Here is a 23969-nt window from a genome sequence, read left to right as displayed (position 1 = left end):
GAATTCGATGACCACCTTGGAAATCAAGGACCTGCACGCCGAGATCACCACCCCCGAGGGTGAGTCCAAGAAGATCCTCAACGGTGTGAACCTGACCGTGCGCTCCGGCGAGACGCACGCCATCATGGGCCCCAACGGCTCGGGCAAGTCGACGCTGTCCTACGTGATCGCGGGCCACCCGAAGTACACCGTCACCCAGGGCACCATCACCCTCGACGGTGAGGACGTGCTGGAGATGTCGGTCGACGAGCGCGCCCGCGCCGGCCTGTTCCTGGCCATGCAGTACCCGGTCGAGGTCCCCGGCGTCTCGATGTCGAACTTCCTGCGGACCGCCGCCACCGCCGTGCGCGGCGAGGCGCCCAAGCTGCGCACCTGGGTCAAGGAGGTGAAGGAGTCGATGAAGGAACTCGACATCGACGCGGCCTTCGCCGACCGCAGCGTGAACGAGGGCTTCTCCGGTGGCGAGAAGAAGCGCCACGAGGTCCTGCAGCTGGGTCTGCTCAAGCCGAAGATCGCGATCCTCGACGAGACCGACTCCGGCCTCGACGTCGACGCGCTGCGCATCGTCTCCGAGGGCGTCAACCGCTACAAGGAGCGCGAGAACGGCGGCGTGCTGCTGATCACGCACTACACCCGCATCCTGCGCTACATCCAGCCCGACTTCGTGCACGTGTTCGTCAACGGCAAGATCGTCGCCGAGGGCGGCTCCGAGCTGGCCGAGGAACTCGACGCGAACGGCTACGTGCGCTTCACGTCCGCGACCGCTGGAGCCTGAGATGACCGCGACGGTGCCCGCCCTCGACGTCGCCCGGATCCGGGCCGACTTCCCGATCCTGAACCGCACGGTCCGGGACGGGAAACCGTTGGTGTACCTGGATTCCGGTGCGACCGCGCAGCGTCCGCTGCAGGTGCTGGACGCCGAGCGCGACTTCCTGCTCACCCGCAACTCGGCGGTGCACCGCGGTGCGCACCAGCTGGCGGAGGAGGCGACCGACTCCTACGAGGACGCGCGTGTCGCCATCGCGCGCTTCGTCGGCGCCGAGGCCGGGGAGATCGTGTTCACCAAGAACGCGACCGAGTCGCTGAACCTGGTGGCCAACGCGTTCGGCGACGACCGGTTCCCCTACAAGGTCGGCCCGGGCGACGAGATCGTGATCACCGAGCTCGAGCACCACGCGAATCTCGTTCCGTGGCAGGAACTCGCGCGCCGCACCGGTGCCACGCTCAAGTGGTACGGCATCACCGACGACGGCCGCATCGACCTGGATTCGCTCGAACTGTCGCCCGCGACAAAGGTTCTCGCGTTCACCCACCAGTCGAACGTGACCGGTGCGGTCGCCCCCGTGGCCGAATTGGTCCGCCGGGCAAGGGAAGTCGGCGCGCTGGTCGTGCTCGACGCCTGCCAGTCGGTGCCGCACATGGCGGTGAACTTCCGTGAGCTCGGCGTCGACTTCGCCGCGTTCTCCGGCCACAAGATGCTCGGCCCGATGGGCGTGGGCGGACTGTGGGGCCGTCGTGCGCTGCTCGAGGAGACCCCGCCGTTCATCACCGGCGGGTCGATGATCGAGACCGTCACCATGGAGAAGACCACCTACGCGCCGCCGCCGCAGCGCTTCGAGGCGGGCACGCCGATGACCTCGCAGGTCGTCGGGCTGGCCGCCGCGGTGCGTTACCTCGAAGACCTCGGCATGGACGCGATCGCCGCGCACGAGCACGCGCTCACCGGCGCCGCGCTCGACGGGCTGCGCGGGATCGAGGGCGTGCGGATCGTCGGTCCGACGGAGAAAGTGGACCGCGGTGGCGCGGTGGCGTTCGTGGTCGACGGCATCCACGCCCACGACGTGGGCCAGATCCTCGACGACCAGGGTGTCGCCATCCGGGTCGGGCACCACTGCGCCTGGCCGCTGCACCGCAAGTTCGGTGTCGCGGCGACGGCGCGCGCGTCGTTCGCCGTGTACAACACCCTCGACGAGGTGGACGCGCTGGTGCAGGCCGTGCGGAAGGCTCAGAGCTTCTTCGGCGTGAGCGCAGCGAGGGCCGATGATTAGACACCGTGGAGTTGCATAAATCATGCGCATGGAGCAGATGTACCAGGAAGTGATCCTGGACCATTACAAACATCCCCACCACCGCGGTTTGCGGGAGCCGTTCGGTGCCGAAGTGCACCACGTGAACCCGACCTGTGGTGACGAGGTGACCCTGCGGGTGAACATCGACGGCGCCGGCGAGATCGCCGACGTCTCCTACGATGGTCAGGGCTGCTCGATCAGCCAGGCCGCCACCTCGATCCTCACCGATCAGGTGATCGGGCTGCCGGTGCAGCAGGCACTGAAAGTGGTCGACTCCTACAGTGAGATGATCTCGAGCCGCGGCACCGTCGAGGGCGACGAGGACATGATCGGGGACGGCATCGCGCTCGCGGGCGTCGCCAAGTACCCGGCGCGCGTGAAGTGCGCACTGCTGGGGTGGATGGCGTTCAAGGACGCCGTCGTGCGGATCGCCTCGGCCGAAGATGCCAAGCCTGCCATGGGAAATGGGGAAGCGTGATGAGTGAGACACCGGCCGTCGAAGCCACCGAAGCCGCGGCTCCCGAGGTGGAGCTGACACCCGAGCAGATCCAGCACCTGGAGGATCTCGAGGAAGCCATGCGCGACGTGGTCGACCCCGAGCTCGGCATCAATGTCGTCGACCTCGGCCTGGTCTACGGCATGTCCGTCGACGACGGGAACATCTGCACCCTCGACATGACGCTCACCTCGGCGGCCTGTCCGCTGACCGACGTCATCGAAGACCAGTCCCGCAACGCGCTGGTCCGCAGCGGCCTGGTCGAAGACCTGAAGATCAACTGGGTCTGGATGCCCCCGTGGGGCCCGGACAAGATCACCGACGACGGCCGCGAACAACTGCGTGCCCTCGGCTTCACGGTCTAGAACGCTCCGTGGAAGGCCCGGATCCCGGTGGGGGTCCGGGCTTTTTCGGCTTTCCGGAGCGATCGGCGGGAATTGTGATTCTGCTCTATTCGATTGTCCAGGAAGCGGTGTTCGGCCATGATCTTGATGCTCCGGCTTTCGGGGCAATTTCCAGAGGAGATCGTTCGAATGAGTTTCATGGGTAAGGCCGGTTTCGCCGTTGCGGCGCTTGGCCTTGCGGCCGGATCGGTGTTCGGTGCCGGTGCGGCGAAGGCCGACAACCTGTACGCGGCCTACGCGGTGAGTGATCGGGAGTGGGTCTTCGGCGTCGGGGTCAACGCCCCCAGCCGCGAAGATGCCGAAGCCGAGGCGATCGCGAATTGCGGAGCCGACGACTGCCGAATCGTGACCTGGTGGGGCAACGGCTGCGCCGCGTTGGTCGAGAGCGATGAGGGCTTCGCCGTCTCCGTCGCCGCCACCCGCGCCGAGGCCGAGCGCGAGGCGTACACCCTGCTGTCGGAGATCACCCCGACCGCTCAGCTGGCCAACTTCGGTTCGTCGCAGTTCAGCGGCGCCGACCTGGTCGACGTGACCTGCACGGCCAACGCACGCTGATAGCCGTTCGGGCCCGGATCCACGCGGGGGCGGATCCGGGCCTTTCGTGTGTTCTAGACCGGTTCGTTGTCGGTGAGCGAGGCGATCCAGACGCCGATCATGTCGGCGGTGCTGTCGATGACGACGTCGCGGTCCAGACCCTCGTCTTCCATCTCGACCGACCGCAGCGCGGTGGCGAAACCGGCGTTGAGCACGACGAGGGCCACGATGTCGACGTCGATGTTCTTGGTGGGGCCGAGCAGGTGGATCAGGAGGAGTTTGATGATCATCCGCAGCCGCGGTTCGAATTCCGGGATGCCGCTGCCGTAGAAGTGCAGGTCGGCGACGAGGGCGCGGACCAGGGGACCGTTGGCGACGAGGATCTCGACCGCGGTGCGGATCACGTCGGCGACGGCATCGCGCGGGGTCTTGTCGGCGGCGACGGTGAGCAGCCTGCTGTAGCGGTCTTCGACCTGCAGGAACAGGCCGCGGGTGAGCTCCTTGACGATCTCGTCGCGGTCGGTGAAATACCGGTAGAGGGTGCCGATGCTCATGCCCGCTTCGGCGGCGATCCGGTTGGTCGAGGTGTTGCCGATTCCGCGGCTGCCGAAAAGCTGAGCGGACACCGTCAGAATGCGGGTTCGGGTTTCCTTCGCGCGATCCTGTTTGGGGCGTTTGCGCTGCTTATCGGCGTGCGATGGCATTCGATGACCTCGGCTGAAAGAGGAGTAGAAGGTGAGCGGTTACTCATCCTAGAGTCATGATCACGAAGAAACCGCGGTGTCGGCCATCACAGAGGCCCGCGACGCGGAAGCTGAACCACCACCGGCGCCGCCGGCTCGGTGTGGAAGGAGTCGACGATGATGATGACGGTCCCCGTGGACGGTGCCCCGATGTGGCAGCCGCTGCGCGAAGTCCGGACCTTGACGGGCACGCTCGTCGGCCACTTCGTCGACACCGTGGCGACCTGCCGGACGCTACCCGGTGACGCGATCTCGGGGGATGTCACCACCGTCACCCGGTTGTGCCTGGAGATCGTCGGCGGGATGCTCGACGGCCGCGACGAGACGGAGCGGCTGAACCGGCTCTCCGTCGCCGCGGCGGGCTGGGCGCGCGAGGGCGTGCCGATCGACACCATCCTGCACGCCTTCCACGAGGGTTTCCGGCTCGCTCTCGACACCGTGTTCGACGGCGTCGGTGACGGCGACCGGGCGAGCCTGATCGACGGATTCCGCAGGGCCGTCACGATGTCGGATCAGCTGTGTACGACGGTGACCCTCGCCTACATCCGGGAGCATCGCGATATCGCGGGCGAGCATCACACGGCCGTGCACACCCTCACCTCGGCGCTGCTGGCCGGTCAGCCGACCGTCACGATGGCGCGCGAATGTGGGATCGCCGTCGCCGACGCGTATTCGGTACTGGCACTGTCGATCCGGCGCCATCCCGCGCACGACGATCCGCGGGTGAACGCCGCCGTGGTGGCGCGGCGCACCCTGCGCCGGGTGCAGGCGGCGCTGGCCCACCACGGCGGCGACCAGGTGCTGTCGCTGCTGTCGGTGGACGGTGGCACCCTGCTGATCCCGGCCGAGCTGATGGACTCCGATGCCCTCGACGCCCTGCTGGCCGCCCTCTCGCGGGCGGCCCGTGTGGACGTGACGGGCGCGCTGGTGCCCGCGACCACCGAGGAGATCCCGTCCGCGGCCGAGCGCGCGCACGAACTGCTCGACATGGTCGAGCGCCTCGACTGCGCGCCCGGTCTCTACCGCTTCGGCGACCTGGCCCTGGAATACCAGCTCACCCGCCCCGGCCCCGGCCGCGCCCGCCTCGGTGAACTGCTGGCCCCGCTGGACAACCACCCCGAACTGTTCGAAACCCTGCGCGTGCACATCGCCAACAACATGAACCGCCGCCGCACCGCCCGCCTCCTGCACATCCACACCAACACCGTCGACTACCGCCTGCGCCGCATCGCCCAGCTCACCGGCCTCGACCCCGCCCAGGGCTCCGGCCTCTGGCAACTCCGCTCCGCCATGATCGCCCGCAGCTTCCACACCGGCCCCACCTCCCCGGAAGCCCGCCTGGCCTAGCTCTTGCCCCGCGAATACCGTTGGCGGACAGGCCGCCCGCCGGTATATGGTTCATAAGACCAAAACGGGGAGGGATTATGACCGTCGACACTGTCGAACAATTGCGTCAGTCGATCGAGCAGGGCGCATCGCCGAAGTACCTGCCGTTCTGGGGCCACACCCCGCGGCGTGACGGGACCATCGGCACGAGCTGCCTGAGCCAGTGGTGGCCCGCGGTATTCGTCGTCGACGGTACCGAGTTCACGAGCGCCGAGCACTACATGATGTGGCGCAAAGCGCTCCTGTTCGACGACGAACGCATCGCGGCCCGCGTCCTCGAGGTGAAGCATCCCAGCCAGGCGAAGAAGCTCGGCAGGCAGATCCGCGACTTCGACGAAACCCGATGGGAGCAAGCTCGATTCGAGATCGTGGTCGCGGGCAATGTGGCCAAGTTCGGCCAGGACGACGCGCTGCGGGACTTCCTGCTCGGCACCGGCGCCCGTGTGCTCGTCGAGGCCAGTCCGGTGGATCGCGTCTGGGGGATCGGGCTGGCCGCCGGCGATCCGCGCGCCGCCGACCCCGCGCAGTGGCGGGGCCTCAACCTGCTCGGCTTCGCGCTGATGCGAGCCCGGAGCATGGTGCGGTAGGCGGGATCGCTGGCCCGACTGTGTCGGTGGGAGTTGTTAGTCTGTGGCGGACGGACGGACCGGGAGGATTCGGGCGTCGCCACAGGCGAAATCAATTCGGGAAAGCTATTTCTCGATGGCGCGTGTGGCGGTTCATGATTGGTTCGGCTTCGACCGCGAAGCCGGTATTTCGATGGGGAGATTCACTGATGTCTGTTGTGGGCAAATATGCCCTGGGTGTGGCTGCCGTGTCCGCGGTGGCCGCGTTCACTGTCGTGAACGCCGGTTCGGCCGCCGCGGCCGAGAGCGGCGTGGCGATCGCCGAGGCGCCGGGTTACACCGCTGTCTCGCGTGACGGTGGCTTCCAGGCCGCCGCCGGTGATCTCTATGGCGCGCTGGCGCTGTCGTCGAAGGAAGCCGTGGTCGCTTCGGCGGTCAACTACGGCAGCTGGGCAGCCGCGAGCCAGGCCGCGCTGGCCGAGTGCGGTGTGTGGGACTGCCAGATCGTCGTCGAGTTCCGCAATGCCTGCGGTGCCGTCGCGCAGGGCGCCGACTACCGCTTCGGCTGGGCCTGGGATCACACCCTGGCCGCGGCCGAACGGTCGGCGGTGGACGTGCTGGGAATCAGCGCACCGCCGTTCCCGGATCCGGGTTCGGCCTCGCCGCGTGCGGCGAGCGTCATCCTGTCCGCCTGCACGGCGAACGTCTGACGAACGAAGACAGGGGCACGGCCATTCGGACCGTGCCCCTGTCTCGTCTTCGGTGATCGAGTTGTTCAGCGGCGCAGCACTTTCCGGGCCAGCCAGTTCCCGAAGAACTGCACACCCTGCACCCCGGCGATGATGATCAGCGTCGCCACGATCGTGACTTCCCAATCGAACTGCTGATACCCGTAGACCAGCGCGAAATCACCGAGCCCGCCACCACCGACCGTGCCCGCCATCGCGGAGATGTCGACGATCGAGATCACCACGAAGGTGTAGCCGAGGATCAGCGGGCCGAGCGCCTCCGGGATCAGCAGCGTCAGAATGATCCGCAGCGGTCCCGCACCGACCGCGCGCGCCGCCTCGATCACGCCGGGATCGACCGTCACCAGATTCTGTTCCACGATCCGGGCGATACCGAACGATGCCGCCACGATCATCACGAACAGCGCGGCCTCGGTGCCGATGGTGGTACCGACGACCTCCAGGGTGACCGGGCCGAGCGCGGCGAGCAGGATGATGAACGGAATCGGGCGCACCACATTGACGATCACATTGAGCACCAGATAGACCGGCGCGTTCGCCAGCAGCCCGCCCTTACGGGTGGTGTAGAGCGCCGTGCCGATGACCAGCCCGATCACCCCGGCCACGACGAAGGTCACGCCGACCAGATAGACGGTCGTCCCGATCGCCTCGAACAGGGTGGGCCGCAGTTTCTCCCAGTTGGTCTCCATCAGCCCGCCTTTCGCGCCAGGTCGGCGACCACGCGGTCCAGCGCGTCGCCGGGGCCGTGCAGCGCCAGCGTGATGCTGCCGAACGTCTTGTCCTGCAGGGTGCTCACGCCGCCGTAGACGATCTCGAAACGCACGTCCGCGGCGGTGGCGGCGGCCAGTGCGGCGCCGATACCGCTGTGGTCGTCGACGTCGACGGTGACCAGCCGGCCGCCGTGCAGCTCCCGTAACCGGTCGAGCTCGGCCGCGTCGGGCCGGTTGTGCAGCACGGTCGCCACGAACGACCGCGTCGGCGCCGCCTTCGGTGCGGCGAAAACATCGAAGGTGTCGGCCAGTTCGACGATCCGTCCCTCGGCCAGCACCGCCACCCGGTCGGCGACCGCGCGGATCACGTCCATCTCGTGGGTGATCACCACGATGGTCACGCCGAGTTCGGCGTTGATCTTCTTCAGCAGCCGCAGCACCTCGCCGGTGGTCTCCGGGTCGAGCGCGGAGGTGGACTCGTCGGCGAGCAGCAGCGACGGCGAGGTCGCCAGCGCCCGCGCGATCCCGACGCGCTGTTTCTGCCCGCCGGAGAGCTGATCGGGATAGGCGCGCGCCTTGTCGGTGAGGCCGACGAACTCGAGCAGCTCGGCGACCCGCGCCTTGCGCTCGGCGCGCTTCCAGCCCGCCACCTTGAGCGGGTACTCGATATTGCCCGCGGCCGTGCGGGACCGGAACAGGTTGAACTGCTGGAACACCATGCCGATATCGCGCCGCAGCGCGCGTACCGCCGACTCCGGCACCCCGGTGATGGGGGTGCCGGAGATCGTGACGGTGCCCGAGGTCGGCTTCTCCAGCGCGTTGATCAGCCGCACGAGGGTGGACTTGCCCGCCCCGGAATAGCCGATCACACCGAAGATCTCGCCCCGCTCGATCCGCAGGTCGATGTCGTCGAGCGCGACATGCCGCTCGTCGCCGCTGCCGAAGACCTTGGTGACCGAACGGAATTCGACAGCGGCGGCGTCGGAGCTCACTTGTTCGCGCGGATGCCCTGCTGCACCCGGTCGAGGATCTGTTCGAGCTCGGCGCCGGGACGGGTCACGGCGACCGCGGTGTTCTTGGTGACCTGGGCGTGCGCGGCCGCAACGGCCGGGTCCTTCCAGATCTCGACCAGCTTCAGATAGGTCGGGTTGGTCTTGTCCTCGGCGCGGGTGACGATGACGTTGATGTACGGCTCGGCGGCCGGGTTCTTCGGATCGTCCTTGTACAGCGCCGAATGCGGGTCGATGCCGGAGCGCTCGAGGAAGGTGTTGTTGACCACCGAGCCGTCGACCGAGGCCAGCGACAGCGCGGTCTGCGCGGCGTCGACCGGGGTGACCCGCACCTTCGAGGCGCCCTTGTCGATGTCGGCGGGCGTCGGTTGCGCGGAGGTGCCGGTCAGCTTCAGCAGTCCGGCGGCCTGCAGCACGAACAGCGCGCGGGCCTGGTTGGTCGGGTCGTTGGGGATCGCGATCTCACCGCCGGCCGGGATGTCGGCCAGTGCCTTGTGCTTCTTGGAGTACAGGCCGAGCGGGACGATGTAGGTCGAGCCGATCGGGGTCAGCGTGTCCGAGCTCGCCACGTTGTACTGACCGAGGAACTGCAGGTGCTGGAACAGGTTGACGTCGATCTGCTTCTGCGACAACGCCGCATTGGGCTGCTTGTAGTCGGAGAAGTTGGTGATCTTCAGCGTGATGCCCTGCTCCTTGGCCTTCTGCTCGAAGACGTCCCATGCCTGGTCCTTGTCGGTGGTGCCGATCCGCACCACGGTGCCGGACTCGGCGTCGTCCGCACCGCACGCCGTGAGGGTGAGGGCCGCGGTTGCTACCAGTACCGGGATCGCCAGTACCCGACGGAATTTCACTTGATACTCCCGAATTGCTCGCTGAGGGTGAACCCGGTCAGCCAAGCCGGGGCCAGGGCCCGCGGCAACGGTTTGCGTTGGCTCGAGCGAAACCCTCGCTAACTCCTGGACGGCCGTCTAATTTGCGGACGACGCGAATCCTGCGCCGTATTCTGGCGGTCCCGGTCCTGGTAGCACAGGCAGCTACAAGCAGTCCAATCCCGCGCTGGCGCAGAAACGGGGCGACCTCGACAAGTTCCAGCACGTGCGGTACCTGGCCTACTACAACGACACCCTGGTGCCGATCGGGGCGACCGAGATCTTCCCGCTCACCCTGTATTCGAAGAAGCACAGGGCGGTCGCCGACATCCCGCGCGGCGGTCAGATCACGCTCAGCAACAATCCGGCCCAGCAGGTCCGCCCGCTACCGGGACTGGCCGCGGCGGGCCTGATCGTGCTGAAAGGCGGGACGACCTGACAAGGACAACCCCACCTACCTGAAACTAACTCAGCTCTATCATGATCCGGAGGTGGTGGCCGCGGTCCGTGCCGAGACCGGCTATGCCGGGATCTTCAAGACCAACGACCCCGCCGACCTGCAGGCGACGCTGCGCGAACTGGAGGCGAAGTTCCGCGAGTAGGTCAGTCGCGCAGGTATTCGTGGACAAGCATGACGGCCATCGAGCCCTCGCCGACCGCGGCCGCGACCCGGTGGCCGTTGAAGGCGCGCACGTCGCCCGCGGCGAAGACGCCCGGCACGGTGGTCTCGAGGTGTAGCGGGGGCCGGGTCAGCGGCCAGGGTGAGCCGGCGCCGGCGACGGTGGCGATATCGGGTCCGGTGAGCAGGTAGCCGCGGTCGTCGCGGGCGAAGCCGGGGCCGAGCCAGGCCGTGGCGGGATCAGCGCCGATGAAGGCGAACAGCCAGGTGGCGGGAACCTCTTCCGTCGCGCCGGTTCGCCGGTGGCGCAGGGTGAGGTGTTCGAGGTGGGTGCCGCCGGAGGCGCCGGCGACCTCGGTGCCCGTGCGGACGTGGATCTCCGGGATCGACGCGATCTGCTCGATCAGGTAGGCCGACATCTCGGTCGCCAGTGATTCGGCGCGGACCAGCAGGATCACCCGGCGGGCGCAGCTGGCGAAGTAGACGGCCGCCTGGCCCGCCGAGTTCGCGCCGCCGACGATGTAGACGTCGGCCCCCGCGCACAGCGGCGCCTCGGTGAGCGCCGAGAAGTAGTAGACGCCGCGGCCGGTGAAATCCTCGACACCCGGTGCGTCGATGGCGCGGAAGGTGGCGCCGGTGGCGATGATCGCCGCCCGCGCCGAGACGGTCGTGCCGCCCGCGCAGTGCACGGTGACGTCCTCGTCGGTGGCCTCGAGCGCGTCGGCGCGCAGGCTGATCACCAGTTCGGCGCCGAACTTGCCCGCCTGGCGCCGGGCCCGGTCGGTGAGCACGGCGCCGGAGATCCCGTCGGGAAAGCCGAGATAGTTCTCGATGCGTGAGCTCAGCCCGGCCTGCCCGCCGATCGCCCAGCGCTCCAGCAGGACCGTGTGCAGTCCCTCCGACGCGCCGTAGACGGCGGCGGCCATGCCGGCCGGACCCCCGCCGACGACGAGCAGGTCGTATCCGCCGGAGCTGGGTGTGGTGTGCAGCCCGACCCACCGGGCGAGCTGCTCCTCGTCGGCCGGTTTCAGTACCCGGCCGTCCGCGGCGATCAGCACCGGGGTGTCGTCGTCGGCGAACCCGTGCGCGGCCAGTAGCTCACGGCCGGTCGGATCGGTGGGTCGCACCCAGCGGCAGGCGATCTCGTTACGGCTGAGGAAGGTCCGGATGGCCGCGCACGCGGGCGACCACATATCGCCGACGACGGTCAGCGCGGGGGAGTCGTGCTCATCCGGCGAGGCCACCCGTCGAGAATAGGCCGGACCAGCGGCGATGCCGGGGTGGCGCTCCGTCAGCGGCGCGGGTGGTCCACCGACAGCCTGCCGCGGCGGATGAGATCGTGGCGGGTGTTCGCCGACATCGGCGGCAGCGGCTGCTCGCCGCTCGCCTCGTCCGGGTTCGGCCGCACCAGCAAGGTGACGGTCGCGGCGGGCACGAAACCGGTGCTGGTCATCAGTGCCGCCGAGGCGCTGTTGCGGTCTTCGACATCGGTGACGATGTGGCGCGCACCGCGCGCGAACAGCGCCTCCGAGCACACGTCTACCAGCCGCCGGGCGATGCCGTGGCCCTGCATGTCCGGCGCGACCGCGATCCATTCGAGGTAGGCCCAGTCGTCGCGGTGCTCGAACTCCATCGAGCCGAGCACGAAGCCGACGACCCGGTCGGAATCCAGGGCGACCCAGCAGGCGTTGTCCGGGCTGTCCAGATGCTCGGCGACGGCAGTGAGCGACCACGACGTGTACGGCTTGGTGGTCGTGTCGAACACCTGGTGGCCGAGGTCGAGGACTTGACGCAGATGTCCCAGCCCCATCGGCACGACGACGATCGAGGAGTCCATAGCGTCAGTGTGCCCTACGCACCCTTGCGAGTCGCGGTCTTGCCTGCCGTGGATTTCTTCGCCGCCGCCTTGCGCGGAGCCGCCTTCTTTGCCGCTGTTTTCTTGGCCGCCTTCTTCGGGGCAGGCGCCGCCTCTGTATCGCGGCGGCCACTGGCTTCGAGACTGCGCTGCAGCGCCGCGACCAGGTCGACGACCTCGGCGTCGGGTTGTTCGGCGGGTTCGGCTGCCGCGGCGGATTCGACCTTGCCCGTGCCGCTGGCGATCGCCTCGTCGAGGAGTTTCTGCAATTCGATCTGATATTCGTCGGTGTATTCGCCGGGATCGAAATCGCCCGACATCGACTCGACCAGCGTTTCGGCCATCTTCAATTCCTGCGGACGCGGCGCGGGCACCTCGTCGAGCGACGGGAAGTCGACGGCACGCACCTCGTCGGGCCACAGCAGCGTCTGCAGGACCAGCACGCCATCGCGCACCCGCAGCGCAGCCAGCCGGGTCTTCTGGCGCAACGTGAAGTGCACGAGCGCGGTCTTGTCGATGCGTTCGAGGGTGGCCGCCAGTAGCTGGTAGGCCTTGGGCGTCGCCGAATCCGGTTCGAGGTAATAGCTCTTGTCGAACAGGACTGGGTCGATCTGCTCGGACGGCACGAATTCCAGCACCGGGATTTCGTGTTTCTCCGCCGCGGGGAGTTTCGCGAAATCGGCGTCGGTGAGGACGACCTGGTCGCCGTCGGGGGAGACGTAGGCCTTGTCGATATCGGAATACTGGACCGATTTGCCGCATACCTGGCAGACCCGGTCGTATTTGATCCGGCCGCCGTCCTTGGCGTGGACCTGGTGGAACCGGATGTCGTGGTCCTCGGTCGCGGTATAGACCTTGACCGGGACATTGACCAGCCCGAAGGCGATCGAGCCTTTCCAGATCGATCTCATTTCCCCATAATTGCCGAAATGTCGCGCGGGGGCGAGGCTACGCCGCTGAACCGGTGCCCGTCCGTGACGCGGCGGTGCTTGAAATCGTTGTGTCTGATCCAATATCCGGGTGGACGCCGAGCTGATCATCTGCGGACTCGGCCCTGCGGGCCGGGCGGTGGCCCATCGCGCGCTGGCCCGCGGCCGCGCCGTCACGGTGATCGACCCGCATCCCGACCGGGTGTGGACGCCGACCTATGCCGCCTGGGCGGACGAACTGCCGGACTGGCTGGATCCTGCCGTCGTCGCCGCGACCGTCGACGGGCCGACGGCGTGGGCCGTGCGGGAGCATCGGGTCGAGCGCGCCTACCAGGTCCTCGACACCGCGGGATTGCAACGGTCGCTGACCATCGACGGTGCGGAGGTGATCGCCGACCGGGTCGTCGACCTGGACGCGGGCTCGGTGCGGACAGCGAGCGGACCGACCCGCACCGGCCGGGTGGTCGACGCACGCGGACTGGCCAGGTCGCCGCGCCGCGCCGAGCAGACCGCCTACGGCGTGGTCCTGCGCCGGGACACCCTTGCCGAGCCGGCCCTGTTCATGGACTGGCGCCTGGACAACGGTGCCGACCCGGACGATCCGGCGTCGTTCCTCTACGTCGTCCCGCTCGGCGCGGACACGATGCTGTTCGAGGAAACCTGCCTCGCGGGCCGCCCCGCCCTCGGCCCCGATGTCCTGCGACACCGCCTGGAACACCGCCTGCGGGCCCGCGGCATCCCCGTCACCGGTGCGGAACCGGTTGAGCGGGTGCGCTTTCCGGTGCAAGGTGGCAGGCCAGGCCATGGCCGGTTCGGTGCGGCCGGTGGCCTGACCCATCCCGCCACCGGGTACAGCGTCGCCGCCTCGCTGAGCGCGGCCGACCTCGTCGCCGCAGGCACGACGCCGTGGACGGCCCGAACGCGCACCGTGGCCGCCCTGCGCCGGGCGGGATTGCGGGCACTGCTGGCCATCCCGCCGCGCGATGTCGCGGTCTTCTTCGACGCGTTCTTCGATCTGCCCGCCCCACTGCAACGGTCGTACCTGTCCGGACACGACGATCTGCGCGGCACACTCGCGGCGATGCGCGCGCTGTTCGCCGCTCTTCCCCCGCGACTACGCCGCACTCTCGCGGCTTCGGTAGCCGGAATCGGCGCGACCCCGACAGGGGTGTAGCGGGCCGGTCGCTGACCGGGAATCGCAGGGCGTGCGCTGGGTCACCCCGAGGCCCGGCGGCGCCGCCACGAAGTTGCTACCATCGCTGCGCGAACGCGCCCACCCGCCAACAGGATCGGGCCGGCGAGGCGGACCGGCCGGAGACACCCGAGCCCCCGCACGTCGACGTGCGTGCCGCACAGTTGCGTGACGAGTTAGGGGAATATCCGGTGTTCGAATTCACCAAGCGGCGCAGCTGCTGGGTGCTCGGCGTTTTCGCAGTGCTCGCGCTGGTGCTCGGCGCACTCGGCGCCACGCTGTTCGAGCGGGTGGAGGGCGGCGGATACACCGACCCGGGCAGTGAATCCAGCAGAGCACTCGAGGTGCTGCGCGAGGAGTTCGGGCAGGCGCCGCCGAATCTGCTGCTGCTCGTGGAGACCGAGTCCTCGGTCGAGGACCCCGAATCCACCGCGGCGGCAACGGCGCTGGTGGCCAACCTGCAGGAACGCGACGGCGTCACCGACGTGGTGTCCTACTGGACCACCCACCAGCCCGCGCTGCGCAGCGTCGACGGCAAGCAGGGCCTGATCGTGGCCAGTGTGCTCGGCAGCGAACGCGAGATCGACCAGCGTGTCGCCGCGATCGCCGCCGAACTGACCGGAACGCAGGGCACCCTGCAGGTCAGGGCCGGTGGCTTCGCGATGCTCATGCACGAGACCGTCGAGCAGAGCAAGACCGACATCGCCAAGGGCGAGGCGATCGCGTTCCCGCTCACGCTGATCGCGCTGCTGTTCGTCTTCGGCGGCCTGGTCGCGGCGAGCCTGCCGCTGCTGGTCGCGCTCGGCACCGTGGTGGCGACGATGGGCGCGCTGTGGCTGCTGACGCTGTTCACCCCGCTCTCGGTCTCCGCGACGAACGTGGCCACCCTGCTCGGCCTCGGCCTCGCCATCGACTACAGCCTGCTGATCGTCAACCGCTACCGCGACGAACTGTCCGAGGGCCGCACCCCGGCGGGCGCGGTGGCGACCACGCTGCGCACCGCGGGCCGCACCGTCGCGTTCTCGGCGCTGACCGTCGCCGTCGCGCTCGCGGGCCTGCTGTTCTTCCCACTGCTGGCGATCCGGTCCATGGGTTACGCGGGCATCCTCGTCGCGGCATTGGCGGCCCTGGTCTCCCTGACCGTGCTGCCCGCGGCGCTGCTGCTGCTCGGCCCGCGGATCGACAAGGGCCAGCTCGGCTGGTGGTTCCTGCGGGCGCCGCGCCCCGCACCGGGCGAGGGCGCCTGGCACAAGCTCGCCACCGCGGTGATGCGCAAGCCGATCCCGATCGGGCTGGCCGTGACGCTGCTGCTGCTGCTCCTCGGCGCACCGTTCCTCGGCGTCAAGCTCGGCTTCCCGGACGAGCGCACCCTGCCGGAGTCGATGAACTCCCGCCAGGTCACCGAGATCGTGCAGCGCGACTTCGGCGAGAGCGACCAGAACACCCTAGTCGCTGTCCTGCCCGAGAGCGCGTACAGCGCAACGGGAATCGACTCCATCGCCCGCGACCTGTCCGACCTCGACCATGTCCGCCGCGTCGACACCGCCACCGGCAGCTACGCCCAGGGCGGCCTGCTCATCGCCCCCACCGCGGCGAACGCCCGGTTCCGGGCCGACCGTGCGGTCTACCTGTCGATCGTGCCAGCCACCTCCGACAGTGACGCGCTGGCCGGGCTGGTCGAGCAGGTGCGCGCGGTGCCGACGCCCAGCGAGCTGCTGGTCGGCGGTGTCGCCGCGGCCAACGCCGACTCCATCGCCGCCATCGAGGACGAATTGCCCTGGGCGCTCGGCTTCGTCGTGCTCGTGATGCTGCTGGTGCTGTTCGCGCTCACCGGCAGCGTCGTGCTGCCCGTGCTGGCGGTGATCCTCAGCGCGCTCAGCCTCACGGCGACCTTCGGCGCGCTGGTGTGGATCTTCCAGGACGGCCATCTGTCCGGGCTGTTCGGATTCACGGTCACCGGCGACCTGTCCGCCACCGTGCCGGTGATGCTGTTCGCCGCCGCCTTCGGGCTCGCGATGGACTACCAGGTGTTCCTGCTCTCGCGGATCCGCGAGGAATACGACCGCACCGGCAAGAACGAGACCGCCGTCGCGGTGGGGCTGGAACGGATCGGGCGCATCGTCACCGCGGCCGCGATCCTCATCTCGCTGGTATTCCTCGGCTTCCTCGCCTCCGACATCACCTTCATGAAGGCGTTCGGGATCGGCCTGCCGCTGGCGGTGATCGTCGACGCCACCCTGGTGCGCGGGTTCCTGCTGCCCGCCGCGATGAAGGTGCTCGGCGACGCGAACTGGTACGCGCCGGAATTCCTGCGCCGCCTGCACGATCGCTGGGGCGTGGACGAGGGCGGCGCAGGCCGGTCGCTGAATCGCGATGTCCCGGTGCGCGATCCCCTCGGTGTCACCACCGGCAAGCCGGTGACCACGGACGTGGAGATCGTCGTCAACGATCCGCTCGCGCGCGCGGAGGCGGCGCGCGCCAAGGAAGAGCTGGCCGCCGCGGGTCGTACCGAGACCACGGACTGACCCCGCGGGACTGTCGAGAGCTGTTGGGCGACACCGGTTTCCAGTCGGACCGGTGTCGCCCTTCGCATTGTCCGGGAGGCCTCAGATGCCGCCGGTGGACAGCAGTCCGCCGTCGACCCGCACGCAGTCGCCGGTGATCCACGCGGCCTCGTCGGAGACCAGGAACGCGATCAGCCTGGCCACGTCCTCCGGGACGCCGAGCCGCTGCAACGGGTAGGCGCTCGCGGCCCGCTCCTCGTCCGCCGAGTACAGCGCGTCGGCGAACTTGGTCTTCACCACGCCCGGCGCCACCGCGTTGACGCGGATGTTCGGGCCGAGCTGCCAGGCCAGCTCCTCGGTGAGCCGGATCAGCGCCGCCTTGGACGCGCCGTAGGCCGAGATGACACCGGAGGACCGGATGCCCGCGACGCTGGCGACGTTCACGATCGCGCCACCGTGCTCGGCCATCCACGCCCGGTAGGCCTGCTGGACGTAGCCCAGCGAGGCCACCACGTTCACGTCGAAGATCTTGCTGACCGCACCCAGGTCGGCGTCCATCAGCGAGCCGTACACCGGGTTGATGCCGGTGTTGTTGATCAGGATGTCCAGCGAACCGAACTCGGTGACCGCCCTGGCCACGGCCTCGGCCCTGGCATCGGCATCGCCCGCGTTGCCTGCCAGCGTGCTCACCTGGCCCTTGTGCCCGAGGGCGCGCAGCTCGGTCGCCGCGGCCTCGAGCGGCTCGGGTTTGCGCGCGGTGATCAGCACGTTCGCGCCACGGCGCATCAGTTCGGCGGCGGTGGCGAGGCCGATGCCGCGGCTCGCTCCGGTGACCAGGGCGGTCCGGCCTAGAAGATCGGTAGTCATGCGACGAGAGTAACCACGCTCACACCGGGCGGCGCCGGTTCGGCCGCCGAGTTCGAGGACGGTAAAATGAGTGGTTCTTGCCGAGACCGACGTGCACGATGGGTCGGTTCGGCGGCCACCATTTTTCCGACACGAGGAGATTCCCTGTGATCACGGCGACCGACCTGGAGGTCCGGGCCGGAGTCCGCACCCTGCTCTCGGCCCCTGGGCCGGCGCTGCGGGTGCAGTCCGGCGACCGGATCGGACTGGTCGGGCGCAACGGCGCCGGCAAGACCACCACCCTGCGCATCCTCGCGGGCGAGGGCGAGCCCTACGCCGGAAAGATCGTGCGCTCCACCGAGATCGGCTACCTGCCGCAGGACCCGAAGGAAGGCGATCTCGATGTGATCGCCCGCGACCGGGTGCTCTCCGCCCGCGGCCTTGACACCCTGATCCGGGACATGGAGAAGCAGCAGGCGCTGATGGCCGAGGTCGTCGACGAGAAGGAACGCGAGAAGGCGATCCGCAAGTACGGCCGCCTCGAAGACCAGTTCTCCTCGCTCGGCGGCTACGTCGCCGAGAGCGAAGCGGCCCGCATCTGCAACAGCCTCGGCCTGCCCGACCGGGTCCTCGGCCAGCAGCTGCGCACCCTGTCCGGCGGTCAGCGCCGCCGCATCGAGCTGGCCCGCATCCTGTTCTCCGCCTCCGACGGTTCCGGCGGGCGCTCCGATCGCATCCTGCTGCTCGACGAGCCGACCAACCACCTCGACGCCGACTCCATCACCTGGCTGCGCGGGTTCCTGCAGAACCACGACGGCGGCCTCATCGTGATCAGCCACGATGTCGAACTGCTCGAGGCCGTGGTCAACAAGGTGTGGTTCCTCGACGCGGTGCGCGGTGAGCCCGACGTGTACAACATGGGCTGGAAGAAGTACCTCGACGCCCGCGCCACCGACGAACAGCGTCGTGTCCGCGAGCGCGCCAACGCCGAGAAGAAGGCGAGCGCGCTGCGTCAGCAGGCCGCCAAGCTCGGCGCCAAGGCCACCAAAGCCGCTGCGGCACACCAGATGGTGCGCCGGGCCGAGCGGTTGATGTCGGAGCTCGACGACGTGCGCGTCGCCGACAAGGTCGCCCGCATCCGCTTCCCCGAGCCCGCGCCGTGCAGCAAGACCCCGCTGATGGTGAACAACCTCACCAAGCTCTACGGGTCCCTGGAAATCTTCACCGGCGTCAACTTCGCCGTCGACAAGGGCAGCCGCGTTGTGGTGCTCGGCCTCAACGGCGCGGGTAAGACGACCATGCTCAAGCTGCTCGCCGGCGTCGAGACGCCGACCTCGGGCGGAGTCGAGCAGGGCCGCGGCCTCAAGGTCGGCTACTTCGCCCAGGAACACGACACGCTCGACGACGAGGCCTCGGTGTGGGAGAACATCCGGCACGCGTCCCCGGACGCGGGGGAACAGGAGCTGCGCAGCCTGCTCGGCGCCTTCATGTTCACCGGCCCCCAGCTCGAGCAGCCCGCCGGCACGCTGTCCGGCGGTGAGAAGACCCGTCTGGCCCTGGCCGGGCTGGTGTCCTCGGCGGCGAACGTGCTGCTGCTCGACGAGCCGACCAACAACCTCGACCCGGTCTCGCGCGAACAGGTCCTCGAGGCGCTGCGCACCTACGCGGGCGCCGTCGTCCTGGTGACCCACGACCCGGGCGCGGCCGAGGCGCTGAACCCGGAACGCGTCATCCTGCTGCCCGACGGCACCGAGGATCACTGGTCCAACGAGTACGCCGAGCTGATCGACCTCGCCTGAGCCCATCGGCGCCCCAAACGGCGGTGTGTCGCGCGTGAAACGCTGTGTCGCGAGGGAACTCGCGGGTCTCAGGTGAGTTTCATCACTGTTTTCGTTGATCACCGACTCCGGAGTGTCTAGCCTGGAATCAGCTGCTCGGCGACTCGGAGGAAGCCATGAGCGACAGTGCGAGACAGGCCGCTAGGTCGGCCAAGGGTAAGGCGACGATCGGCAAGGCCGGGCTGGGAAAGGGCACCCGGGTCACGGGCAAATCCCGCGACCGGTTGCAGTCCCAGCTGAAGAAGCAGTACGAGGCGGGAGCGAGCATCCGCTCCCTGGCCAGGGCCACCGGCCGCTCGTACGGCTTCATCCACAATGTGCTGGTCGAATCGCACGTCGAGTTACGCGGCCGCGGCGGCGCCAACCGGCGAAAGAATCCGGCCGACTGAGGCGGGCTCACCAGCCGGGGACGGCACCGTCCCCGCGGACGAGCAGGTTCGCCAGGCTGGTGAACAGCGGCAGGCCGGTCTTGATCTCCAGATACGCGAACTGGCCCTGCGGGTTCACCTCGAGGAAGTAGTACTCCCCGTCGCTACCCAGGCGCAGGTCGACGACGCCGAAGCTCAGCCCGAGGGCACCCATCAGGGTGGCCAGCGACTTGCTGACCGAGGCGGGCAACCGGTAGCGCGTGAACCCCACCGAGGTATCGAGCCGGGAATCGACCCGGCCGACCCCCGCCTGGGAATCGATGCGCACCGTCCACTCGACGCCGTCGACCCACACCACCCGCAGATCGCAGCTGGCCTCGACATAGTCCTGGAACGTGGTCGGCGTCGACCGGATCGAACCGAGCCTGCTCAGCTCGGTCCTGGTGATGATGCGGGTCTCGGAGAACTCGCCGCGGCCGGTCCCCGTGCGCTTGTACACCACTGGGCCGGAACGGGATTCGACGAAACTGCGGGCCTCGTCCGGATCGTTGGTGATCAGCGTCTCGGGAATGGTGAAGCCGGCCCGCTGCGCCGTCTCCAGCTGCACGATCTTGCGGCTCGCGGTGCGTTCGGCGGCCGGATCGTTGACCCAGTACGCCGGGATCGACCACAGCATCCCCTGCAGGAACCCGTCGCACTCGGCCTGGCGGAACTCGTCGTCGGCGACGCGAACGCCGTGCGGCACCCGGCACGGGTGCGCCCTGCGCCACCACACCGCGCGCACGTCGTCGAGACCGTGGACATGGGCGAGCGCGCGGTTGGTACCCGCCTTGTCGAGCCGGAAACTGCCTGTCTCGGTGGGGAAGTCACGCAGGTCGAGCCGGATCGGGTCGAGCCCGTGGTGTTCTCGCAGGATGGCGGCCAGCGCATCGGCGTGCAGGTCGTCGGTTTCGGAGACGATGAGCACCGCGTCGGTCGCGCGTTCCATGACGGTGGGCCGCTTCAGTCGAGGCTGTCGCAGTTGATGCCGTCGCGGAAGGTGAACGTGGCGCCGGTGACGCCGCCGCGTTCGGCGATCCGCAGCTTGGCCGCCCAGGCGCGGGTGGCCTGGGCCAGCAGGTCGTCACCGAGCGCCTCCGACGGCTCGGGAGCCAGCGTGATCGGCCGGTCGACCAGTTCGACGCGCAGCCTGCGCGTGAAATCGGCGGTGGCGCCGGGCCGGATGTCGACGCGCACCTGCCGCTCGCCCGCCGCGGCGTGATCCTCGGTGAGCCGCACGACATCCCGCCGGTCGAAGGTCCACGTACCACCGTCGACGCGCACCGAGATGTCGCGATCGGACTCGGCCACCAGCAATCCGCGCAAGGCCGGGCCCCGGTCTCGGGACGCCGCCGTAGCGGGGAGGTGGATGGCGTCGGTCATGGGCACTCACTCCGATCTTCTCGTCTGCTCGCGATTTGCCAGAACCCCCGAAGGTGCTTCGGATCATAGCGTGCGAGCGGGCAGCGCCGAGCCGGTTCGCGAGATTTACAGAGCCCCGGGCAAACCGTCGAGCGGCGCGTGATCCCCTAGCGGGGAGAGAATTTCGGACAACCGGACCGCTGATCGCCCCGTCGCACCGGCAATCGATCAGCTAACGATGCTGGACACGACAACGGCCCGCATCGCCTCGGAATTGCTGGGTGATGCGGGCCGTGTCGGGCCGGTCAGAGGCCGAGCAGCTCGGGGTGCTCGGCGAGACCGCGGAAGTGCTCGGCGGGGTTGGCGACCAGCTTGCGTTCGGTCAGATCCATCGCGCCCGCCACCACGGTGATCTCGGCGGAGACGGTTCCGTCGAGCTTGATGATCTTGTGGTGGAACCTGAAGACCTTGCCGCCGTCCCAATCGAATTCGCACGTCACGGTCACCTCGTCGCCGCCACGCAGCTCCCGCCGGTACTTGATCGTCGACTCGAGCACGACGGCCCCGATGCCACTGGCGAGGAACTTGTCCTGCGGGATCCCCGCCGCCCGCATCAACTCCCAGCGGGCATGCTCGCCGTACTGGTGGTAGACGGCATGGTTGAGATGGCCCTGGGTGTCGAGCTCATAGCCGCGGACGAGGACCGGTACGGAGAACGTCATACGGTGTACAACCGGCGGCTTCGCCGGGGTTGTTCCCGATTCGGCTGCAATCTGCACCACAGTCGGGACGGTTCGGTATGGCCGGTGGGTCAACGGCGGTGGGCGTTGCGTTCGGCCCACCACGCGGGGGCGTCGACGAAGTGGTTGTCGAATTCCTCCTGGGCGGCGAGGAATTCGTCGTGTGTCGCCTGGCCGTGGATGAGGCGGTCGAGCAGGCGGAAGTATTCGAAGCGCTGGACGCCGGGCATCAGGGCGATGAGGATGCGGGCGCCGCTGTCGGGAGTGGCGCCGAAGGCGTGCGGCATCAGGCGGGGGACCACCAGGGAGCCGCCCGCGCCGACGGTGCGGATGCGGTCGCCCGCCATGACCTGGAGTTCGCCGTCGGCGACGTAGAAGAGTTCGTCGGAGCGGGTGTGGAAGTGCGGTGCCGCGCCGTCGGCGCCCCGGTCCATGGTGACTTCCAGGGTGCTGACGGTGCCGTCGCTGGCGTTCGCGTCGGTGAGCAGGCGCATGCGCACGGTGTCGGTGCCCAGGACCTCGGCGTCCTCGGGGAGGCAGAGGGCGATGTCGCGAGTGTTCGTCATGGCAATTCCATTCGCCGGTTGATAATTCGGTACCGAACTATATCGCGGCGAATAGAATCATGTCCATGGATGAACCGGATGTCGTCGACGCCATCGCCGCCCAGTGGCGGCGCGAACGCCCCGACCTCGACCTCGCCGCGATGGCGGTCTTCGGCAGGCTTGGCAGATTGATGACGGTAGCCATGGCCCGCATCGAAGCCGTGTTCACCGCACACGGCTTGCAGCGCGGCGAGTTCGATGTGCTTGCGGCACTACGCCGTTCGGGTGCACCCTTCGAACTCAACCCCTCGGTGCTCGCCGACACGCTGATGCTGTCCCGCGCGGGGATGACCGGCCGCATCGACCGCCTGGAAGCGGCGGGCCTGGTCCGCCGGATCGCCGATCAAGGTGACCGCAGAGCGGTCCTGGTCGCGCTGACCGGCGAGGGCCGCGAACTCGTCGATGTCGTCGTCGGCGCGCACACCGAGAACGAGACGGCGATGCTGTCCGTCCTCGACCCCGCCGATCGTGAGTCGCTCGATCGCATCGCCCGGATCCTGCTGCGGCGCCTCGGGGACTAGCCGATCCCGCCTTCTGCAACGTTCTGCGATGCCTATCCCGCCGACGGCAATCGGAGTGCAAGGGAATCGTCAAACCGGCGTGCGGAATCTTGCCCGGCGAACTCGCGACGTTGAGCCACCCCGCGACCCCGGTTCTCGACGGCGGCTACTACGTCGGTGCCGAACTCGCCGTCCCCGCCGGTCTGGTTCGCAATGCGCGCGCTCGCACGCGCCTGGCCGCGTGGTCCAACGGCCTGCTGGTGACCGCCTGAAAGAAGAAGGCCGACCACGGCACACAACACGCCGCATCGTTCCCGGAAGAACGGTGCGGCGGTTGCGGTTTCGGCGCTCAGTCGCGGCGGCGGACGGAGGCTTCGACGAGATCGAGGACAGCGGAGAGATTGTCGTCGGTGTGGCCCGAGGCGATGCGGGCGATGAGGCCGTCGAGGACCAGGTCCAGATAGCCGAGCAGGACGTCGGTGGGGACGTCGTCGCGCAGGGCGCCCGCGGCCTTGCGGCGCTCGAGGCGGGCCAGGGTGGCCGCGGTCAGTTCGGCGGAGCGCTGGGTCCAGCCGGCGCGGAACTCGGGGTCGGTGCGCACCCGGCGCGCGATCTCGAGACGGGTGCCCAGCCAGTTGAATTCCTCCGGGCGGGCGAGCATATCGCGCATGACCTGCACGATGCCCTGGTTGGCCGCGACCTCGGCCATGCGCTCGGCGTCGTCCTTGGCCAGGGCGAAGAACAGCGCGTCCTTGTCCCGGAAGTGGTGGAAGATCGCACCGCGGGACAGGCCGATGGCCTCTTCCAGACGGCGCACCGTGGCGCCGTCGTAGCCGTATTCGGCGAAGCAGCGCCGTGCGCCGTCGAGGATCTGGCTGCGGCGGGCGGCGAGGTGGTCGTCGCTGACCTTGGGCATGAGTCCTCCAACGGGAAATACACGGACCCCCGCCCCGGAACTCCGAGACGGGGGCTGTCGCAAGAAGGGCATCCGCTAGCGGATGCCCGTGTGGTGCAGCATCATTCGATACTGCACCAC

28 protein-coding genes are annotated in these 23969 nt (G+C 68.7%); 15 read left to right on the top strand and 13 right to left on the bottom strand.

From position 1 onward, the window contains the following. Nucleotides 1-7: 7 nt before the first annotated feature. The 5 genes from sufC (at nucleotide 8) to ACWF82_RS04775 (ending at nucleotide 3524) form a co-directional block, all read left to right on the top strand. A complete protein-coding gene (sufC, locus tag ACWF82_RS04795; protein WP_378853788.1) occupies nucleotides 8-775 on the top strand; it encodes a Fe-S cluster assembly ATPase SufC in 768 nt (255 codons plus the stop codon). A 1-nt stretch (nucleotide 776) separates the two neighbouring features. Beyond that, nucleotides 777-2048: a cysteine desulfurase gene (locus ACWF82_RS04790; RefSeq protein ID WP_452498012.1), complete on the top strand. Its 1272-nt coding sequence runs from the start codon at nucleotides 777-779 to the stop codon at nucleotides 2046-2048. Nucleotides 2049-2070: 22 nt separating this feature from the next. Further along, nucleotides 2071-2547, top strand: a complete 477-nt coding sequence (sufU, locus tag ACWF82_RS04785; RefSeq protein ID WP_452498011.1) for a Fe-S cluster assembly sulfur transfer protein SufU — start codon at nucleotides 2071-2073, stop codon at nucleotides 2545-2547. Then, nucleotides 2547-2930: a metal-sulfur cluster assembly factor gene (locus ACWF82_RS04780; protein WP_452498009.1), complete on the top strand. Its 384-nt coding sequence runs from the start codon at nucleotides 2547-2549 to the stop codon at nucleotides 2928-2930. Before sufU ends, ACWF82_RS04780 begins: the two co-directional genes overlap by 1 nt. A gap of 168 nt (nucleotides 2931-3098) precedes the next feature. Continuing rightward, complete coding sequence (locus tag ACWF82_RS04775) at nucleotides 3099-3524, top strand: DUF4189 domain-containing protein (protein WP_452498007.1); 426 nt, start codon at nucleotides 3099-3101, stop codon at nucleotides 3522-3524. 53 nt (nucleotides 3525-3577) lie between these two features. Here the strand turns inward: ACWF82_RS04775 and ACWF82_RS04770 are convergent, their stop codons facing one another. Continuing rightward, on the bottom strand, nucleotides 3578-4207 hold the full coding sequence (locus ACWF82_RS04770) for a TetR/AcrR family transcriptional regulator (RefSeq protein ID WP_452498006.1): 630 nt from the start codon (nucleotides 4205-4207) through the stop codon (nucleotides 3578-3580). 159 nt (nucleotides 4208-4366) lie between these two features. On the opposite strand from ACWF82_RS04770, the gene ACWF82_RS04765 reads away from it, so the two are divergent. The 3 genes from ACWF82_RS04765 to ACWF82_RS04755 all read left to right on the top strand — a co-directional run bounded on the left by ACWF82_RS04765 (nucleotide 4367) and on the right by ACWF82_RS04755 (nucleotide 6908). Beyond that, on the top strand, nucleotides 4367-5593 hold the full coding sequence (locus ACWF82_RS04765; RefSeq protein ID WP_452498187.1) for a PucR family transcriptional regulator: 1227 nt from the start codon (nucleotides 4367-4369) through the stop codon (nucleotides 5591-5593). A 77-nt stretch (nucleotides 5594-5670) separates the two neighbouring features. Beyond that, nucleotides 5671-6219, top strand: a complete 549-nt coding sequence (locus ACWF82_RS04760; RefSeq protein ID WP_452498004.1) for an NADAR family protein — start codon at nucleotides 5671-5673, stop codon at nucleotides 6217-6219. Between the two features lie 188 nt (nucleotides 6220-6407). Further along, nucleotides 6408-6908 carry a DUF4189 domain-containing protein gene (locus tag ACWF82_RS04755; protein ID WP_189023484.1) on the top strand — a complete coding sequence of 167 codons (501 nt, stop codon included), beginning with the start codon at nucleotides 6408-6410 and terminating at the stop codon, nucleotides 6906-6908. Nucleotides 6909-6973: 65 nt separating this feature from the next. On the opposite strand, the gene ACWF82_RS04750 is transcribed toward ACWF82_RS04755, so the two are convergent. From ACWF82_RS04750 to ACWF82_RS04740, 3 genes are read right to left on the bottom strand one after another with little or no spacing between them, the layout of a single operon-like run. Further along, complete coding sequence (locus tag ACWF82_RS04750) at nucleotides 6974-7636, bottom strand: methionine ABC transporter permease (protein WP_379306690.1); 663 nt, start codon at nucleotides 7634-7636, stop codon at nucleotides 6974-6976. Next, nucleotides 7636-8649 (bottom strand): methionine ABC transporter ATP-binding protein, encoded by a 1014-nt coding sequence (locus ACWF82_RS04745; RefSeq protein ID WP_452498002.1) that lies wholly within the window; start codon nucleotides 8647-8649, stop codon nucleotides 7636-7638. Before ACWF82_RS04745 ends, ACWF82_RS04750 begins: the two co-directional genes overlap by 1 nt. Then, nucleotides 8646-9518, bottom strand: a complete 873-nt coding sequence (locus ACWF82_RS04740) for a MetQ/NlpA family ABC transporter substrate-binding protein (protein ID WP_379080356.1) — start codon at nucleotides 9516-9518, stop codon at nucleotides 8646-8648. Before ACWF82_RS04740 ends, ACWF82_RS04745 begins: the two co-directional genes overlap by 4 nt. 205 nt (nucleotides 9519-9723) lie before the next feature. Here ACWF82_RS04740 and ACWF82_RS04735 point away from each other — a divergent pair, with 205 nt between their 5' ends. Continuing rightward, complete coding sequence (locus ACWF82_RS04735) at nucleotides 9724-9975, top strand: MetQ/NlpA family ABC transporter substrate-binding protein (RefSeq protein ID WP_452498185.1); 252 nt, start codon at nucleotides 9724-9726, stop codon at nucleotides 9973-9975. Nucleotides 9976-10139: 164 nt separating this feature from the next. On the opposite strand, the gene ACWF82_RS04730 is transcribed toward ACWF82_RS04735, so the two are convergent. From ACWF82_RS04730 to ku, 3 genes are read right to left on the bottom strand one after another with little or no spacing between them, the layout of a single operon-like run. After that, on the bottom strand, nucleotides 10140-11399 hold the full coding sequence (locus ACWF82_RS04730; RefSeq protein WP_452498000.1) for an NAD(P)/FAD-dependent oxidoreductase: 1260 nt from the start codon (nucleotides 11397-11399) through the stop codon (nucleotides 10140-10142). 47 nt (nucleotides 11400-11446) lie between these two features. Continuing rightward, nucleotides 11447-11992, bottom strand: coding sequence for a GNAT family N-acetyltransferase (locus tag ACWF82_RS04725; protein WP_452497998.1), 546 nt, complete (start codon nucleotides 11990-11992; stop codon nucleotides 11447-11449). A gap of 14 nt (nucleotides 11993-12006) precedes the next feature. Then, a complete protein-coding gene (gene ku / locus ACWF82_RS04720) occupies nucleotides 12007-12921 on the bottom strand; it encodes a non-homologous end joining protein Ku (protein WP_452497996.1) in 915 nt (304 codons plus the stop codon). Between the two features lie 109 nt (nucleotides 12922-13030). On the opposite strand from ku, the gene ACWF82_RS04715 reads away from it, so the two are divergent. Both ACWF82_RS04715 and ACWF82_RS04710 read left to right on the top strand, forming a co-directional pair. After that, the gene (locus ACWF82_RS04715) at nucleotides 13031-14113 is read left to right on the top strand and encodes a lycopene cyclase family protein (RefSeq protein ID WP_452497994.1); all 1083 of its coding nucleotides are present in this window, start codon (nucleotides 13031-13033) and stop codon (nucleotides 14111-14113) included. Between the two features lie 209 nt (nucleotides 14114-14322). Next, nucleotides 14323-16656, top strand: coding sequence for an MMPL family transporter (locus tag ACWF82_RS04710; protein ID WP_452497993.1), 2334 nt, complete (start codon nucleotides 14323-14325; stop codon nucleotides 16654-16656). A gap of 81 nt (nucleotides 16657-16737) precedes the next feature. Here ACWF82_RS04710 and ACWF82_RS04705 read toward each other — a convergent pair whose 3' ends face one another. After that, nucleotides 16738-17502, bottom strand: a complete 765-nt coding sequence (locus tag ACWF82_RS04705; protein WP_452497991.1) for an SDR family oxidoreductase — start codon at nucleotides 17500-17502, stop codon at nucleotides 16738-16740. 146 nt (nucleotides 17503-17648) lie between these two features. Between ACWF82_RS04705 and ACWF82_RS04700 the strand changes: the two genes are divergently transcribed. After that, nucleotides 17649-19280 (top strand): ABC-F family ATP-binding cassette domain-containing protein, encoded by a 1632-nt coding sequence (locus ACWF82_RS04700; protein WP_378854827.1) that lies wholly within the window; start codon nucleotides 17649-17651, stop codon nucleotides 19278-19280. 155 nt (nucleotides 19281-19435) lie between these two features. Then, nucleotides 19436-19708 carry a helix-turn-helix domain-containing protein gene (locus ACWF82_RS04695; protein ID WP_452497989.1) on the top strand — a complete coding sequence of 91 codons (273 nt, stop codon included), beginning with the start codon at nucleotides 19436-19438 and terminating at the stop codon, nucleotides 19706-19708. Between the two features lie 7 nt (nucleotides 19709-19715). Here the strand turns inward: ACWF82_RS04695 and ACWF82_RS04690 are convergent, their stop codons facing one another. From ACWF82_RS04690 to ACWF82_RS04675, 4 genes are all read right to left on the bottom strand, one after another. Then, nucleotides 19716-20675 (bottom strand): MvdC/MvdD family ATP grasp protein, encoded by a 960-nt coding sequence (locus tag ACWF82_RS04690; protein WP_452497987.1) that lies wholly within the window; start codon nucleotides 20673-20675, stop codon nucleotides 19716-19718. 14 nt (nucleotides 20676-20689) lie between these two features. Beyond that, nucleotides 20690-21109 carry a hypothetical protein gene (locus ACWF82_RS04685; protein WP_452497986.1) on the bottom strand — a complete coding sequence of 140 codons (420 nt, stop codon included), beginning with the start codon at nucleotides 21107-21109 and terminating at the stop codon, nucleotides 20690-20692. Nucleotides 21110-21393: 284 nt separating this feature from the next. After that, a complete protein-coding gene (locus tag ACWF82_RS04680; protein ID WP_379306664.1) occupies nucleotides 21394-21810 on the bottom strand; it encodes an acyl-CoA thioesterase in 417 nt (138 codons plus the stop codon). Nucleotides 21811-21899: 89 nt separating this feature from the next. Continuing rightward, on the bottom strand, nucleotides 21900-22394 hold the full coding sequence (locus ACWF82_RS04675) for a cupin domain-containing protein (protein ID WP_452497984.1): 495 nt from the start codon (nucleotides 22392-22394) through the stop codon (nucleotides 21900-21902). Nucleotides 22395-22459: 65 nt separating this feature from the next. Between ACWF82_RS04675 and ACWF82_RS04670 the strand changes: the two genes are divergently transcribed. Further along, nucleotides 22460-22954, top strand: a complete 495-nt coding sequence (locus ACWF82_RS04670) for a MarR family winged helix-turn-helix transcriptional regulator (RefSeq protein ID WP_452497982.1) — start codon at nucleotides 22460-22462, stop codon at nucleotides 22952-22954. Nucleotides 22955-23043: 89 nt separating this feature from the next. Next, nucleotides 23044-23205 (top strand): hypothetical protein, encoded by a 162-nt coding sequence (locus tag ACWF82_RS04665; RefSeq protein WP_452497981.1) that lies wholly within the window; start codon nucleotides 23044-23046, stop codon nucleotides 23203-23205. A gap of 77 nt (nucleotides 23206-23282) precedes the next feature. On the opposite strand, the gene ACWF82_RS04660 is transcribed toward ACWF82_RS04665, so the two are convergent. Continuing rightward, a complete protein-coding gene (locus ACWF82_RS04660) occupies nucleotides 23283-23849 on the bottom strand; it encodes a TetR/AcrR family transcriptional regulator (RefSeq protein ID WP_019047713.1) in 567 nt (188 codons plus the stop codon). Between the last annotated feature and the right edge of the window lie 120 nt (nucleotides 23850-23969).

Source organism: Nocardia sp. NPDC055053 (genome assembly GCF_053608285.1).
The sequence above is the reverse complement of the archived record's forward strand: the minus strand, read 5'-3'. Positions and strand labels throughout refer to the sequence as shown.

Coding starts and splice junctions, on each gene's coding strand:
- ACWF82_RS04685 (WP_452497986.1), bottom strand. CDS start 21,109: ATGACCGACGCCATCCACCTCCCCGCTACGGCGGCGTCCCGAGACCGG.
- ACWF82_RS04725 (WP_452497998.1), bottom strand. CDS start 11,992: ATGGACTCCTCGATCGTCGTCGTGCCGATGGGGCTGGGACATCTGCGT.
- ACWF82_RS04690 (WP_452497987.1), bottom strand. CDS start 20,675: ATGGAACGCGCGACCGACGCGGTGCTCATCGTCTCCGAAACCGACGAC.
- sufC (WP_378853788.1), top strand. CDS start 8: ATGACCACCTTGGAAATCAAGGACCTGCACGCCGAGATCACCACCCCC.
- ACWF82_RS04675 (WP_452497984.1), bottom strand. CDS start 22,394: ATGACGAACACTCGCGACATCGCCCTCTGCCTCCCCGAGGACGCCGAG.
- ACWF82_RS04660 (WP_019047713.1), bottom strand. CDS start 23,849: ATGCCCAAGGTCAGCGACGACCACCTCGCCGCCCGCCGCAGCCAGATC.
- ku (WP_452497996.1), bottom strand. CDS start 12,921: ATGAGATCGATCTGGAAAGGCTCGATCGCCTTCGGGCTGGTCAATGTC.
- ACWF82_RS04755 (WP_189023484.1), top strand. CDS start 6,408: ATGTCTGTTGTGGGCAAATATGCCCTGGGTGTGGCTGCCGTGTCCGCG.
- sufU (WP_452498011.1), top strand. CDS start 2,071: ATGCGCATGGAGCAGATGTACCAGGAAGTGATCCTGGACCATTACAAA.
- ACWF82_RS04770 (WP_452498006.1), bottom strand. CDS start 4,207: ATGCCATCGCACGCCGATAAGCAGCGCAAACGCCCCAAACAGGATCGC.
- ACWF82_RS04775 (WP_452498007.1), top strand. CDS start 3,099: ATGAGTTTCATGGGTAAGGCCGGTTTCGCCGTTGCGGCGCTTGGCCTT.
- ACWF82_RS04670 (WP_452497982.1), top strand. CDS start 22,460: ATGGATGAACCGGATGTCGTCGACGCCATCGCCGCCCAGTGGCGGCGC.
- ACWF82_RS04780 (WP_452498009.1), top strand. CDS start 2,547: ATGAGTGAGACACCGGCCGTCGAAGCCACCGAAGCCGCGGCTCCCGAG.
- ACWF82_RS04705 (WP_452497991.1), bottom strand. CDS start 17,502: ATGACTACCGATCTTCTAGGCCGGACCGCCCTGGTCACCGGAGCGAGC.
- ACWF82_RS04750 (WP_379306690.1), bottom strand. CDS start 7,636: ATGGAGACCAACTGGGAGAAACTGCGGCCCACCCTGTTCGAGGCGATC.
- ACWF82_RS04680 (WP_379306664.1), bottom strand. CDS start 21,810: ATGACGTTCTCCGTACCGGTCCTCGTCCGCGGCTATGAGCTCGACACC.
- ACWF82_RS04760 (WP_452498004.1), top strand. CDS start 5,671: ATGACCGTCGACACTGTCGAACAATTGCGTCAGTCGATCGAGCAGGGC.
- ACWF82_RS04790 (WP_452498012.1), top strand. CDS start 777: ATGACCGCGACGGTGCCCGCCCTCGACGTCGCCCGGATCCGGGCCGAC.
- ACWF82_RS04695 (WP_452497989.1), top strand. CDS start 19,436: ATGAGCGACAGTGCGAGACAGGCCGCTAGGTCGGCCAAGGGTAAGGCG.
- ACWF82_RS04765 (WP_452498187.1), top strand. CDS start 4,367: ATGATGACGGTCCCCGTGGACGGTGCCCCGATGTGGCAGCCGCTGCGC.